This is a genomic window from Arthrobacter sp. G119Y2, assembly GCF_038069765.1.
Classification (GTDB): Bacteria; Actinomycetota; Actinomycetes; order Actinomycetales; family Micrococcaceae; genus Arthrobacter_B.
Map to the genome: position 1 here is coordinate 1 of NZ_JBBPFS010000004.1, position 13405 is coordinate 13405.

Consider the following 13405-nt stretch of genomic DNA (forward strand, 5'->3'; position numbering starts at 1 on the left):
GCCAAGTCGGTTCCGGTGGCAACACCCCCCGGATCATGGGCGACTGGGGGCAAAAACCATGCCGGAACCGACCGGCCAACACACCCATATCCTGCATCAGGAACGGGCTACGAAAAAGGTAACGGGGCGTCGTGGTCATTCCAGTCTCATTTCCTGGTGCGGGGAAGCTTGTCCGGGGTCAGTCGAAATAGGCGGGAACGTCCACGGGCCCGCCGGCGTCGGCGAATTCCCGGGCCACCGCGCCGCGCAGCTCGGGGTCGCAGAGGTAGTCCAGCGCGGTCAGCGCGAGTCCCGCGGCGCCGTCGAGCGCGCCGGATTCGGCCGCCGGCGAGCCGGCTGCCTCCGCGAAGGCCCTGGTATGCAGGGCCACGTCGGCCGGGGCAATGCCGATCAGCGGATGGATCCCCGGGATGCGGTAGCTGACGTTGCCGAAGTCGGTGGAGGCAGCGATGGTTTCGGAGACGACGCCGGCCGGCAGGGGGCTGCGGCCCCGGCGCTGCTGGGCCGCCACCCACCGGCCGGTCAGGGCCGAGTTGGTCCGCACCGGCAGAGACGGCGGGTGTTCATCCCAGCTGATGTCCACTGCCGTGCCGGTCATGAGCGCGGCGCCGGCGGCAATGTCTTCGAGCCGGCTGCTCAGGTCCTTCAGGCTTTCGGGGTACTTGGACCGTGCGTAGAGCTTCAGGACGGCCTTTTCCGGGATGACGCTGGGACGCTGCCCGCCCTCGGTGATGATGGCGTGCACGCGGTCCGCCGGCGACAGCTGTTGGCGGAGCAGCCCGATGCCGGTGTAGGCAAGGGAGGCGGCGTCCAGCGCGTTGCGACCCATGAAGGGCTGGGCGGAGGCGTGTGCTGCAACGCCGGAGAACGTCACTGTGAGCAGGCGCCGGCCGAGCCAGACCTGCTCGGACAGGTCCATCGCATAGGGATGGACCATGATCGCCGCGTCGACGCCGTCGAAAGCGCCGTTGCGGGCCAGGACTTCCTTGCCCGAGTGCCCTTCCTCGGCGGGGGTGCCCAGGAACACCACCCGGCCGGGGAAGGCTTCCGGGTTTTCCCCGAGGGTTTGGGCCAGGGCGATGAAGGCGCCTACTCCGGTGGCCGCAATGACGTTGTGGCCGCAGGCGTGGCCCACCTCCGGCAGCGCGTCATACTCGCTGAGGACGGCGATGGCCGGTCCTTCGCCGCTTCCGATTTCGGCCCGCAGTGCGGTGGGAACGCCGTGGGCGCCCAGTTCTGCCTGAATGCCGTGCCGGTGCAGCAGATCAGCGAGGAAGGCGGCGCTGCGGTGTTCCTCGTAGGCGGTTTCGGGATCCTTGTGCAGGGTATGGACAACCTCATTGAGGTCATCCGCGAGCGCGTCCACCCGGGCTTCCACGGCGGCGGCCAGCCCTGCCGGTGCTCCGGCGAAGGGTGACTCCGGGGTTTGGGCCGTCTGCATCCTGCGGGTTGTTTCGGCGTCGAGCTGGTTCAAGTAGGCAGTGCTGGGTGTGATGCGCGTCATGGGCCCCCACCCTAAGGGCCCGGCCCGCCCGGGAGCCAGTTAGATGACGCACCGTGTTGGGCGCACAGGTGCCGCGCGCCGCCTGCGCTACCTGCCTCGGCCGGCAATCCGGGCTACCAGTGCCTGCGGTCCGCGGGCGCCGAACCAGGCCAGCGCCTTGTACCGCTTCGAGGGAATGGAGACACCCTTGCCGGCGAAGGCATCGGCAAGGCCCTCACGCACCACCCGTTCGGCGTCGAGCCACATCCAGTTCGGATACACGGACTTGTCCATGTCCATGCGCTGGTGGAACTCGGTGTGGACAAACCCCGGGCACAGCGCGGTCACATGCACGCCGCGGCCGCCGTAGGAGAGGTTGGCCCAGCGGCTGAAGGTGATGACCCACGATTTCGCGGCGCTGTAGGTGCCGCGCGGGATAAACCCGGCCACCGACGCGACGTTAATGATGTGCCCGCCCGGTCCCTCGAGGCGGGAAAGCATGGTATTCAGGGCCGTGTGGCTCAGCTGCAGCGGAGCCGCCACCAGCACGTTCAAATGGTCCAGCTCCGCGGACAGGTCATTGCGTTCGAAGCTGTTCTTCAGCCCGTACCCGGCGTTGTTGACCAGCATCGTGATGTCCGGCTTCTCCAGCCGCCGACCCACCCGCTCCACTCCCCCGGGATCGGCAAGGTCCGCCGCGATGTACTCCGTCTGGACGGAGTATTCCCGGGCCAGTTCCTCTGCCGAATCCTTGAGCCGCTGTTCGTTGCGGGCCGTGAGGACCAGGTTATAGCCGCGGTTGGCCAGCTGGCGGGCGAATTCAGCGCCGATACCCGATGTGGCGCCGGTAATTAATGCTGTGGGAGTCATGGGTCCACCTTTCCACGCCTACCCTGCTATGCCCCGCAGGCTTTGGCAACGCGCGGCGAGGTTCCGCGCCCGGTGCCTTGCCAGCAGCCCTAAGCCGCCCCTACCGTGACAAGATAACCGGCCCCCTTCAGGAGGAGCCATGGCACCACCGCGGTTATATCGGGACAGGCAGGATGCAGGGCGGAAACTCGGCGTCGAACTGGCGGCGTATTTCGGCCTGCCGCATTTGCTGGTGCTGGGGCTGCCGCGCGGCGGCGTACCGGTTGCCGCCGCAGCGGCGGAGCTGCTCCGGGCCCCGCTGGACGTTGTGGCGGTCCGCAAGGTGGGGCTTCCCTCCCAGCCGGAACTGGCGGCCGGAGCCATGGCATGGCTGGCGGGAACCGTCACGACCGTGCGCAATGAACCCGTACTGGTGGACTGGCAGCGCGCCCTCGCGTCCCGGCGCGGCCGGGATCAGCATCCCCCGGGCCGGCCCTTCGACGCAGACCAGGCTTTTGATGAGGCGGCGGCCGTTGAACTGCTCGAACTGATCCGCCGGGACAAGCTCTACCGGATGCAGCGGGATCCGCTGGACGTGCGGGGGCGGACCGTCATAGTCGTGGATGACGGACTGGCCACCGGCAGCACGATGCGGGCAGCCCTGCTGGCCCTGCGCCGGCAGGAGCCGGCCCGCCTGATCGCCGCAGCTCCGGTCGCCTGCGGCAGCGCGGGCTGGCTTTCCAGCTTCGCCGACGACGCCGTCGTTCCCTGGGAGAGCAGTGAACTGGCATCCGTGGGACAGGCGTATGAGAGCTTCGACCAGACCACCGACGCGCAGGTCCGGCAGCTCCTGGACTTCCCCTAAAGTGTCCGGACTCCTCCGGATCCCTCCCACCATCGAAGGCAGGAACCCATGAACGCAGCGCCAGACAACGACGGCGGCACACGCAGCTGGGCCGGAGCCCGCTATGTGGCGCTGGGAAGCTCCTACGCGTCGGCGCCGGGCCTGGGGCACCCTGTGCCCGGCAGCCCGCCGGAGGCAGGGCGCACGGATGCCAACTATGCCCACCTCCTGGCGGGAGCACTGCAGCTGTCCCTCACCGATGCCACCAGCTCCGGGGCAACCACCGCGGATGTAATGTGGCGCTCGCAGTACGGACAGGCGCCGCAGGCCGATGCGCTCACCCCCGACACGGACCTGGTCACGGTCACCATCGGAGGCAACGACATCGGTTATGCCGCTTCCATGATGCTGGCGGGACTGTCGCCGGCGGCATATCTGCGCCACCGCCCGTCGCTGGAGCTCATCAAGGCGCTGGCTCCGGCAGCGCTGAACCGGAACATTGCCATGCTGCCGGCTGACATGGCATCCGTTGGCCAGCTCATCCGGCGGCGCTCCCCCAACGCCGTCGTCCTGTTTGTGGAATACCTCACCGTGCTGCCGCTGGACCCGCACACCAGGGTGCCCGGCATGAAGCCCGCGCAGGCCGCCGCCTCCCGCCGCCTCGCTGTACACCTGGCGCTGGCCACGGAAGCCGGTGCCAACGCCACCGGGTGTTCGGTGCTCCGGGTGGCGAAAGCCAGTGCCGACCACTACGCCGGATCCGATGACCCGTGGACCGTGGGGGCCTTCCTTCCGGCCGAGGGCGGGCCGCTGCCGTTCCATCCCAACCAGGCCGGCCATGAAGCCGTGGCGCGGATGATCCGAGACTACCTCGGAGCGTAGAACCGGCCGGCCGGTGTGCGTTCCGGGCTCTCCGAAGGCGCGGAACGCGGCCTGCCCTACCGCTGGCAGCGCCTTCGACGGGATAATTCCAGGGAGCGGGCAACCCGCTTTTCGAACTCCGCGGGAGGTTCCAGATGTCCATGTCAGGAAGCGTGTTCAGGCTCGGCGGATTGAACCTCGACATCAGTGAACTCACCCGCAAGGCCGTCCGGAGTATCCGCGCCGGCCTGGCCCTCACCGGAGTGCTTTCCATCATTCTGGGTGCCCTGGTGCTGTTCTGGCCCGGGGCAACGCTGGAGGTTGTCGCGTTCCTTTTCGGACTGTTTTTCCTGGTGTCCGGGGCGATACGGGTAGTCACGGGAATCTTCACGCCCCTGTCGGGAGGCCTTCGGGTGCTCAACATCCTCACCGGTGTGCTGATCTTCATTGTCGGCGTGGTGGCCATGCGCAACCCGCTGGCTTCACTGGCCGTCCTGGGCATGGTGATCGGCATCGCCTGGATCATCGAGGGCATCATGGCACTGACCGAAAGTGAGAGCGGCGGATCGCGGTGGTACGCCATCACCTACGGGATCATCAACATCATCGCCGGAGTGGTGGTGCTGTTCCTGCCGGTGGATTCCCTGACCGCCCTGGTTGTCTTTGGCGGAATCTTCCTCGTGGTCCTGGGCATTGTGGAAGTGGTTCGGGCGATCGCGTTTGGCCGCGGCATGCCGCTGGCCTCCTAGCGTCCAGCAACCTTCCAGCAGCTGTTAACACAGTGCTAACCTGCCGCGAAACCTGCCTGAAATACGGGGCCTCCACGCTGGGATAAGTACGGTTTCCATCCCCGCGCTCCGGCCCGCGTGGCCGGCCATCCCCGAATGGAGTAACTCCATGGATTCTGGAAACACCGCCTGGCTGCTCGCCAGCTCCGCACTGGTCTGCCTGATGATCCCCGGTATCGCCTTCTTCTACGGAGGAATGGTGGGCTCCCGCCGGATCCTGAACATGATGCTGATGTGCTTCGCCGGAGCCAGCCTCGTCGCTGTGCTCTGGGTGCTCTACGGCTATTCGGCTGCCTTCGGCAACTCGATGACCGGAGCCGGCCTGCTGGGAAACCCCGCCGAGTTCTTCGGGCTGTCCGAACTGCTGGTGGAGGATCCGGAGAGCTCACTGCCGACGGCCCTCTTTGCAGCCTTCCAGCTGATGTTCGCCTGCGTCACTACGGCTCTGGTGGCCGGTGCCGCGGCCGGCCGCATGAAGTTCGGCGCCTGGATGCTGTTCGCCGGGCTCTGGGCAACCCTCGTCTACTTTCCCGTGGCGCACTGGGTCTTCGCTTTCAGCAGCGAGGACGGGTCCGTGGCCGGGGGCTGGATCGCCAACCAGCTGGGAGCCGTGGACTTTGCCGGCGGCACGGCCGTCCACCTGAATGCCGGCGTCGCCGCGCTGGCCCTGGCACTGGTCCTGGGCCGCAGCAAGGGCTGGCCGCACGCCCACGGCAAGCCGCACAGCCGGCCCCTCGTGCTGCTGGGCGCCGGGCTGCTGTGGGTGGGCTGGTACGGCTTCAATGCCGGCTCGGCCCTCAGCGCCGGCCACGCCGCTTCCGTCGTTTTCCTCAACACGGCCGTGGCTGCGGCGGCGGGACTGCTCGGCTGGATGCTGATGGACCGGCTGCGGCTGGGAACGTCCTCCTCGCTGGGAGCGGCCTCCGGGCTGATTTCTGCGCTGGTGGCCATTACCCCCGCCTGCGGCGCGGTCAGCCCGCTGGGTGCCCTGGCGATCGGACTGCTGGCCGGCCTCGTGTGCTCGCTGGCCATCGAATGGAAGTTCCGGCTCGGTTACGACGACTCGCTCGACGTCGTCGGCGTCCATGCCGTGGGCGGGCTGCTGGGCACCCTGCTGATTGGCCTGTTCGCGACCGATGCGGCGCCGAACGGGGTCAGCGGCCTGTTCTACGGCGGAGGCTTTGAACTGCTCGGCATCCAGGCGCTGGCCGCAGCCGCGGTCCTTGTCTACTCCTTCGCCGTCACCTGGCTCATTGCGAAGGCGCTGCAGCTGACCATCGGCCTGCGCATCCCGGAGGAAAGCGAGCTGCAGGGGATCGACATTGCGGCGCACGCCGAGTCCGCCTATCTGAACGACGAGGAGCCGGTGGAGCTGGGCGCCCGCCCCTAACCCGGCAGCTAGTCTCCCGCCTCCAGTCCTCCGCCCGTCAGTCCTCCGCCAGGGCCTCCTCCTGGCGGAGGTAGACGGACAGCAAATCGCGGGCATGCTGTGTCTGCGGCCCTTCCTTCTCCATGGCCTCCATCATGGATTCCGCCTGGGCCCGGCCGCCGGGGAAGGGCGGCAGGAGCGGAACGTCGGGGTCGGAAACCACTTCGATGATGCACGGGCGGTCCGCGGCGAGCGCCCGGTCCCAGGCCTCCCCGAGCAGTTCGGGGTCCTCCACCCGGATCCCTTCGAAACCCAGCAGCTCCGCGTATCCGGCGTAGTTGAACTCCGGCAGGGCCTGGCTGTCCTCGAACCGCGGTTCGGTCTCCATCTCCCGCTGTTCCCAGGTGACCTCGGTGAGTTCGCGGTTGTTCAGCACGCAGACGATGAAGCGCGGATCCTCCCACTGCTTCCACATCCGGCTGACGGTGATGAGTTCGGTGAGCCCGGCCATCTGCATGGCCCCGTCTCCGGCCAGCGCAATGAGCGGGCGGTCGGGAGCGGCCAGCTTTGCGGCAATGCCGTAGGGCACCGCGCAGCCCATGCTGGCCAGCGTGCTGGACAGGTGTGCGGGAACTCCGCGGGGCAGGCGCAGCTGGCGGGCGTACCAGTAGACGCTGCTTCCCACGTCCACCGCCACCTGCGCGTTGTCCGGCAGGCGCCGGCTCAGTTCGTGGATTGCCCGTTCCGGGTTCACCGGGTCCGCCGGCGTGAACGCTCGTTCCAGGGACAGGTCGTGCCAGGAGCGGACGGCCCGTTCCACGTCGGTGCGCCAGGCGGTCGCGCCGCGTTCGGTGAGCAGGGGCAGCAGCGCATCGAGGGTGGCGGCCGCCTCGCCGGTCAGCGCCGCTTCCACCGGGTACCGGTTGCCGATGGCGGCGGAATCGATGTCGATCTGCACGGCCCGGGCGGCTCCCGGCGGCGGATAGAACTCGGTCCAGGGATCATTGGAGCCGATGATGAGCAGGGTGTCGCAGTTGGCCAGCGCAAATCCGCTGGCTGAAGTGCCCAAATGTCCCATCACGCCTGCGGCCAGGGGATGGGATTCATCCACATACGGCTTCCCCAGCAGGCTGGTGGTGATGGCCGCACCCACCTTTTCCGCCAGCGCCACCACCTGTTCCTGGGCGCCGCGCGCTCCCTGGCCGACGAGCAGGGCAATTTTCTGCCCGCTGTTCAAGAGTTCCGCGGCGGCCTGGACATCCTCCGAGCGGGGCAGGATCCGCGCCGGCCGCCAGACCGGTGAGGTGCTGAGGACACCGTGTTCCTGGTCCAGCTCCGGTGTCTGCGCCTGCTGGACGTCGTGGGGCAGGATGACCACCGACGGCGTGCGGGTGGCCAGTGCTTCCTTGAAGGCCCGGTCAATTACCAGCGGCGCCTGCTCCGGGCTGCTGACCTGCTGCCGGAAGCCGGACGCAACGTCACGGAAGAGGTGCATCAGGTCCACCTCCTGCATGTAGGCCGACCCAAGCACGCTCAGGCTTTGCTGTCCGATCAGGGCCACCACGGGCGCGGAATCCATCCGAGCGTCATACAGGCCGTTGAGCAGATGGATGGCACCGGGTCCCTGGGTGGAGACCACCACACCCACTTCCCCGGTGTACTTCGCGTGGCCCACGGCCATGAACGCCGCGTTTTCCTCGTGCCGGGCCTGGACGAACTCCGGTCCGCCGGCCCGCCGCAGCGCACCCATCAGCGGGTTAATGCCGTCTCCGCTGTAACCAAAGATCCGGCCCACGCCCCACGCCTTGAGCCGGGAGACCAACAAATCCGCCACCAGCTTCGGTTCGCCCTGCTGTTCCGCGCCCGCCGTTTTGCCCATCGCCTGCCTCCTGGAAATGATCAGTGTGCTAAGTACCCCCACTCTAACCTCGCCTCCAGACAGGGACGCAGCGGACGACGCCGCGGACGACTTTGCCCTCACAGGCTGCTGTCGGCGCATGGATTGGTGTACAGGAACCGGGCCGCCGATATGCTCTTCCCATGGGTGTCCTCTATTACGTCGCGTCGTCGCTGGATGGTTTCATAGCCACGGAGGACCACAATCTGGACTGGCTGATGGCCTTCGGATTCGAGGCTTTCCAGGACCACTATGACAAGTTCATGGCCGGTGTCGGTTCCCTGGTGATGGGTTCAGCCACGTATGAATTCGTGCGCCGCCAGGAGCCGGACAGCTGGGCCTACGGCTCCCTGCCCTGCCAGGTGCTCACCCACCGAAGCCTCGAGGCACCCCCGGAGAGCGGCGTGCGTTTTGCTTCCGGGGACATCAGGCAGATTTGCGCTGACGCCGTTCGGGACGCCGCCGGACGCAACGTGTGGGTGGTGGGCGGCGGCGACGTTGCCGCGCAGTTCGCGGAGGCCGGGCTACTGGATGAAATCCGGGTTACCTACATGCCGGTTGCGCTGGGCTCGGGGCGGCGGCTGCTCCCGGTGTCCACGCCGACCGCTCCCATGCGGCTGGCCGGCACGACGTCGTTCAACGGCGGTGCCGCCGAGCTCCGCTTTTCACTGACGTAGGGCTCCAGCGGCGCTCCAGCGGCACTGCCGGACACGGCGTCACCGCCGCCGCTCCCCGTGTTTCGGGGGCTGGGCACCGGACCACGGTAGAGTGTGGGTTTCGCGCAGGCGCCGTGGCCCGGCCCGCAAGTCTCAGAAAGTGGCAGATCAATCATGGGGACAGATATCCGCACCCGCAACAACGTCCAGGTCCTGGGAAACCCTGACGGGCCGGTGATGATGTTCGCGCACGGCTTCGGCTGTGACCAGGGCATGTGGCAGCGCCTGGTTCCCCGGTTTTCCCGCGACTACCGGATCGTCCTGTTCGACCACATGGGTGCCGGCAACTCGGATATCGACTCCTATTCCTCCGCCAAATACTCTTCGCTGGACGGCTATACCTCCGACGTGCAGGACATCATGTCGGAGCTTGACCTGCGGGACGTGACCTTCGTGGGCCACAGCGTGGGGGGCATGATGGGCGTGGCCGCAGCGGCGGCGGACCCGTCGCGCTTTAAGGCACTGGTGTTCCTGGCCTCCTCGCCCAGCTACATGGATTACCCGGAGGACGGCTACGTGGGCGGAACGTCGCAGCGGGACATCCGGGAGCTGCTGGATTCGCTGGACAGCAACTACATGGTCTGGGCAGCAACCATGGCACCGGCCATCATGGGAAATCCGGACTCCCCGCAGCTGCACAGTGAGCTGGAGGGCAGCTTCTGCCGGATCAACCCGACCATCGCCCGCGAGTTTGCCCGGGTCGCGTTCCTCTCCGACGTCCGCCACCTGCTTCCGGACGTCACCGTCCCCACGCTCGTCATGCAGTGCTCCGAAGACCTGCTGGCTCCCGTCCACGTCGGCACATACACGCAGGAACAGCTGCCCCACGCCACTCTGGCGGTCATGAAGGCCACCGGCCACCTTCCGCACGTCAGCGCTCCGGCGGAAACCGCCGACACCATCATCAGCTACCTGCAGGCGGCGTAGTTCCTCTGGTGGAAGCTGCTCCCCTGGACTACGAAGCGCTGTTTCACGATGCTCCGGCCGGGTATCTCATCAGCGGGGCTGACGGCACCATCCTCGAAGCCAACCGCACGCTGCTGTCCTGGCTGGGAATGAGCCGCCGGGAGCTGGTGGGAACCAGCTTCCTGAAACTGCTGCCGATCGGCGACCGGATTCTCTACGCAACGCACGCCGCACCCCAGATGGGGGTCGCCGGTGCGTTTGCCGAGCTCGCCGTCGACCTCATCAAGGCTGACGGCGCCCGGATGCCGGCCCTGCTCTCGGCGAGCAGGGTCCCTGCCGAAAACGGCGGGCCGGCCCTGGACCGGGTCATTGTCTTCAACGCCCGCGAGCGCCGGCTCTACGAACAGGAACTGGTCAACACCCTGCGCAAGACCGAGGAAGCCGAGGCGGCACGGGCCAGCGCCGAGGCATCTGTTTTCGCCCAGCAGGAGGCACTGCGGCAAAAGGACCTGGTCCTGCAGGAAAGCCTGACTGAAAGCCGGCGCAAAGAAGCCCTGCTGGAGACCATCCTGAACACTGTCGAGGTGGGCGTGGTGGTGATCGACGAGGCGGGAACGGACCTCCTCACCAACAGCCGGCAGATTCACAACCGACAGCGCGCCCTCCCTCCGGGCATCCATGACGCCGAGGAGCACGACCTGCTCATGTTTGGTCCGGACCGGGTGACCCTTCTGCCCGCGGACCTGCGGCCGCTGCGGCGCGCCATGCTGGGCGGCTCCTATTCGGATCAGCTGGTGTGGTTTGGCGCCGGTGAGGGCCAGCAGGCGCTAAGCGTCTCGGCCCGTTCAGTGCGGGGCGACGGTGCGTTCCGGGGTTCGGTGATTGTCTTCAGCGACGTCACCGGCCTGGTAAACGCAGTGCGTGCCAAGGATGACTTTGTTGCCAACGTTTCGCACGAGCTGCGCACACCGCTGACGTCGATCATGGGGTACCTGGACCTGCTGCTGGAGGACGCGGACGACCTGCCGGGCCATGTCACGGCATCGCTGAAGGTCGCCATGCGCAACTCCGAGAAGCTGCTGGCCCTGGTCTCGGACCTGCTCACCGCGGCTGCCGGCGGCAGCACCCTGGCACTTCAGGCCACGGACCTGTCCGAGCTGATCCGGTCCGCCGTCACCTCAGCCGCGCCCCGGGCCGAAATCAGCGGAGTGCATTTCGAGACCGACCTGCCGGACACCCTCCCGGACACCCTTGACCCACAGCGCATCGGCCAGGTGCTGGACAATCTGCTGTCAAACGCCGTCAAATACTCGCCCGACGGCGGCATTGTCACCGTCAGCGCGCGGCGCACCGAGACGCACACCAGCATCGAGGTGGCCGACCCCGGCATCGGCATGACGGCCGCGGAACAGGGCGAGGTGTTCACGAAGTTCTTCCGTTCCGCAACGGCGCGCAAGGCTGCCATTCCCGGCGTCGGCCTCGGGCTGGTCATCAGCCGCAAGATCGTCGAGGAACATCACGGCACCATAACGCTGCACAGCGAGCCCGGCCGGGGAACTGTCTTCACCGTCACGCTCCCGGTTGCCCAGGCCCGGGCAAATTTTGTGCCCGTTGACCCCTTGTGAAAATATCCAAGTAAATCCCCGGTATCTGCCGGGCTGAAGTCAGCAAGGGACGTATCCATGGCCAGCAGCAAAGCCGCACCGGTGCGAAAAATAATGCGCCGGCTGGGATCTTTCTCCCTTGTGGGCACTGTTGCCTTCCTCGTGGACATCTCGCTCTACAACCTGCTGGCTTCAACGGTCCTGGACGACAGCCCCATCACAGCCAAGGTGGCTTCCGTTGCCGCCGCAACCACGGTGTCCTGGCTCGGCAGCCGGTACCTGACGTTCCGCAGTACCCGGGGCCGGCGCCTCCGCAGCGAAACGCTGCTGTTTGCCCTCACCAACTTTGTGGGGCTGCTGATTGCCACCGGCTGCCTCTATGTCTCCCACTACCTGCTCGGCTTCGACAGCCAGCTGGCGGACAACATCTCCGGAAACGTGGTGGGAGTGATTGCCGGCAACGTTTTCCGGTACTTCGCCTACCGGTACGTCGTCTTCACCACCGACGAGGAACGTGCCGCACGGGCCGCCCGGAAGGAAGCCCTGCTGAAGGAACCCGCGTAGGTTCCGCCTTCCCTGCTAACGACGACGGCTGCGTCTCCTTCAGCTGAAGGAGACGCCGCCGTCGTCGTTATGGGGAAGAGGTTCCTACTTGGCCGTGGGGTCCGCGCCGCCCCGGTGCTGCTTCGGCGTGCGGATGAGCTTCTTGTTCACGAACTCGTCCATGCCGTAGCGGCCCAGCTCGCGGCCTACGCCGGAACGCTTGACCCCGCCAAAGGGCAGGTCTTCCTGCGTTCCGGAGACACCGTTGATCCAGACCATGCCCGATTCCAGGCGGTCCGCGACTTCCAGTGCCTTGTCCTCATCGGTGCTGAAGACGGCGCCGCCCAGGCCGTAGGGCGAGCTGTTGGCCAGTTCCACCGCTTCATCCGCGCTGGAAACCTTGTAAATCACTGCTGCGGGGCCGAAGAGCTCCTCGGAGAAAGCACGCATCTCCTCCGTAACTCCCGTCAGCACGGTGGGCTGCATGTAGGCACCCGGGCCGTCCACCAGGCTGCCGCCGGTGTGCAGCGTGGCACCCTTGTCCACGGCGTCCTGAATCTGTTCGACCAGTCCGTCCGCTGCGGCCTGCGACGACAGCGGACCGAACCGGGTGGCCTCGTCCAGAGGATCCCCGGGCTGGATCTTCGCCATCTTCGCCGTGAACTTCTCGACGAAGTCCTCGTACAGGTCCTCCATGATGATGAAGCGCTTGGCGGCGTTGCAGGCCTGCCCGCCGTTGCCCATCCGGCCGGCCACTGCTGACTTGACGGTGGCGTCCAGGTCCTCGGAATCGAGCACGATGAACGGATCGCTGCCGCCCAGTTCCAGCACGTACTTCTTCAGGTTCCGGCCGGCGACCTCAGCGACGGCCGAACCGGCGCGTTCGGACCCGGTCAGGGAGACCCCCTGGATACGCGGGTCGGCAATGATGACCGCAGCCTGGTCATTGGTGGCGAAGAGGTTGATGTAGGCATCCTGCGGCAGTCCGGCGTCGCGGAAGATCTGTTCCATGGCCAGCGCGGACTGCGGGCAGTTGTTGGCGTGCTTAAGCAGCACGGTGTTGCCCAGCATCAGGTTGGGGCCGGCGAAGCGGGCCACCTGGTAGTACGGGTAGTTCCAGGGCATGATGCCCAGGATCGCGCCGATCGGCTCGGTGCGCACGGTGGCTCCGCCGCCGCCCTTGACGGTGAGTTCCTCGTCGGCCATGAAGCCGGGGCCTTCAGCGGCGTAGTAGTCATAGATGTTTGCGGAAAGGGCGACCTCGCCCTTGGCCTCGCGCAGGGGCTTGCCCATCTCGGTGGCGATGAGCGCTGCGAGTTCATCGCTGCGCTCGCGGTACAGCTCCGCCACCCGGGCGATGATCTTGCTTCTGGCTTCAACCGGCTGGCCGCGCCAGGAGGCAAAGGCCCCGTGGGCGGCGCTGATTGCTTCGCTGATCTCGCTGTCGGTGGCTTCGGCGAATTCCTGAAGTGTTTCCCCGGTTGCGGGGTTCACGGTTTTGTAAGCAGTCATGCGGGCCACGCTACCGGTGACCGTGACCCGGGC

At 67.0% G+C, this 13405-nt stretch carries 12 protein-coding genes; 8 read left to right on the forward strand and 4 right to left on the reverse strand.

Features of this window, described 5'->3' with window-relative positions; translation table 11 throughout:
- Positions 1-178: 178 nt before the first annotated feature.
- Together WKB88_RS09210 and WKB88_RS09215 are read right to left on the reverse strand one after the other, a co-directional pair.
- Entirely contained in the window at positions 179-1504 is a 1326-nt protein-coding gene (locus WKB88_RS09210; protein WP_341394262.1) for a M20 family metallopeptidase, read from the reverse strand.
- Between the two features lie 87 nt (positions 1505-1591).
- Positions 1592-2353 carry an SDR family NAD(P)-dependent oxidoreductase gene (locus WKB88_RS09215; protein WP_341394263.1) on the reverse strand — a complete coding sequence of 254 codons (762 nt, stop codon included), beginning with the start codon at positions 2351-2353 and terminating at the stop codon, positions 1592-1594.
- A gap of 139 nt (positions 2354-2492) precedes the next feature.
- Between WKB88_RS09215 and WKB88_RS09220 the strand changes: the two genes are divergently transcribed.
- From WKB88_RS09220 to WKB88_RS09235, 4 genes are all read left to right on the forward strand, one after another.
- Entirely contained in the window at positions 2493-3197 is a 705-nt protein-coding gene (locus tag WKB88_RS09220; RefSeq protein ID WP_341394264.1) for a phosphoribosyltransferase, read from the forward strand.
- Positions 3198-3245: 48 nt separating this feature from the next.
- A complete protein-coding gene (locus WKB88_RS09225) occupies positions 3246-4058 on the forward strand; it encodes an SGNH/GDSL hydrolase family protein (RefSeq protein ID WP_341394265.1) in 813 nt (270 codons plus the stop codon).
- Positions 4059-4192: 134 nt separating this feature from the next.
- On the forward strand, positions 4193-4786 hold the full coding sequence (locus tag WKB88_RS09230) for an HdeD family acid-resistance protein (RefSeq protein ID WP_341394266.1): 594 nt from the start codon (positions 4193-4195) through the stop codon (positions 4784-4786).
- A gap of 148 nt (positions 4787-4934) precedes the next feature.
- Positions 4935-6215 (forward strand): ammonium transporter, encoded by a 1281-nt coding sequence (locus tag WKB88_RS09235; RefSeq protein WP_341394267.1) that lies wholly within the window; start codon positions 4935-4937, stop codon positions 6213-6215.
- Positions 6216-6252: 37 nt separating this feature from the next.
- On the opposite strand, the gene WKB88_RS09240 is transcribed toward WKB88_RS09235, so the two are convergent.
- Positions 6253-8073 (reverse strand): thiamine pyrophosphate-requiring protein, encoded by a 1821-nt coding sequence (locus WKB88_RS09240; protein WP_341394268.1) that lies wholly within the window; start codon positions 8071-8073, stop codon positions 6253-6255.
- 161 nt (positions 8074-8234) lie between these two features.
- Between WKB88_RS09240 and WKB88_RS09245 the strand changes: the two genes are divergently transcribed.
- From WKB88_RS09245 to WKB88_RS09260, 4 genes are all read left to right on the forward strand, one after another.
- Positions 8235-8768 carry a dihydrofolate reductase family protein gene (locus tag WKB88_RS09245; RefSeq protein WP_341394269.1) on the forward strand — a complete coding sequence of 178 codons (534 nt, stop codon included), beginning with the start codon at positions 8235-8237 and terminating at the stop codon, positions 8766-8768.
- Between the two features lie 153 nt (positions 8769-8921).
- Positions 8922-9734: an alpha/beta fold hydrolase gene (locus tag WKB88_RS09250; RefSeq protein WP_341394270.1), complete on the forward strand. Its 813-nt coding sequence runs from the start codon at positions 8922-8924 to the stop codon at positions 9732-9734.
- A gap of 8 nt (positions 9735-9742) precedes the next feature.
- Entirely contained in the window at positions 9743-11338 is a 1596-nt protein-coding gene (locus WKB88_RS09255) for a PAS domain-containing sensor histidine kinase (protein ID WP_341394271.1), read from the forward strand.
- A 57-nt stretch (positions 11339-11395) separates the two neighbouring features.
- Positions 11396-11881 carry a GtrA family protein gene (locus WKB88_RS09260; protein ID WP_341394272.1) on the forward strand — a complete coding sequence of 162 codons (486 nt, stop codon included), beginning with the start codon at positions 11396-11398 and terminating at the stop codon, positions 11879-11881.
- Positions 11882-11965: 84 nt separating this feature from the next.
- Here WKB88_RS09260 and WKB88_RS09265 read toward each other — a convergent pair whose 3' ends face one another.
- Positions 11966-13372: an NAD-dependent succinate-semialdehyde dehydrogenase gene (locus tag WKB88_RS09265; protein ID WP_341394273.1), complete on the reverse strand. Its 1407-nt coding sequence runs from the start codon at positions 13370-13372 to the stop codon at positions 11966-11968.
- Positions 13373-13405 lie beyond the last annotated feature (33 nt).

Coding starts and splice junctions, on each gene's coding strand:
- WKB88_RS09210 (WP_341394262.1), bottom strand. CDS start 1,504: ATGACGCGCATCACACCCAGCACTGCCTACTTGAACCAGCTCGACGCC.
- WKB88_RS09215 (WP_341394263.1), bottom strand. CDS start 2,353: ATGACTCCCACAGCATTAATTACCGGCGCCACATCGGGTATCGGCGCT.
- WKB88_RS09220 (WP_341394264.1), top strand. CDS start 2,493: ATGGCACCACCGCGGTTATATCGGGACAGGCAGGATGCAGGGCGGAAA.
- WKB88_RS09225 (WP_341394265.1), top strand. CDS start 3,246: ATGAACGCAGCGCCAGACAACGACGGCGGCACACGCAGCTGGGCCGGA.
- WKB88_RS09230 (WP_341394266.1), top strand. CDS start 4,193: ATGTCCATGTCAGGAAGCGTGTTCAGGCTCGGCGGATTGAACCTCGAC.
- WKB88_RS09235 (WP_341394267.1), top strand. CDS start 4,935: ATGGATTCTGGAAACACCGCCTGGCTGCTCGCCAGCTCCGCACTGGTC.
- WKB88_RS09240 (WP_341394268.1), bottom strand. CDS start 8,073: ATGGGCAAAACGGCGGGCGCGGAACAGCAGGGCGAACCGAAGCTGGTG.
- WKB88_RS09245 (WP_341394269.1), top strand. CDS start 8,235: ATGGGTGTCCTCTATTACGTCGCGTCGTCGCTGGATGGTTTCATAGCC.
- WKB88_RS09250 (WP_341394270.1), top strand. CDS start 8,922: ATGGGGACAGATATCCGCACCCGCAACAACGTCCAGGTCCTGGGAAAC.
- WKB88_RS09260 (WP_341394272.1), top strand. CDS start 11,396: ATGGCCAGCAGCAAAGCCGCACCGGTGCGAAAAATAATGCGCCGGCTG.
- WKB88_RS09265 (WP_341394273.1), bottom strand. CDS start 13,372: ATGACTGCTTACAAAACCGTGAACCCCGCAACCGGGGAAACACTTCAG.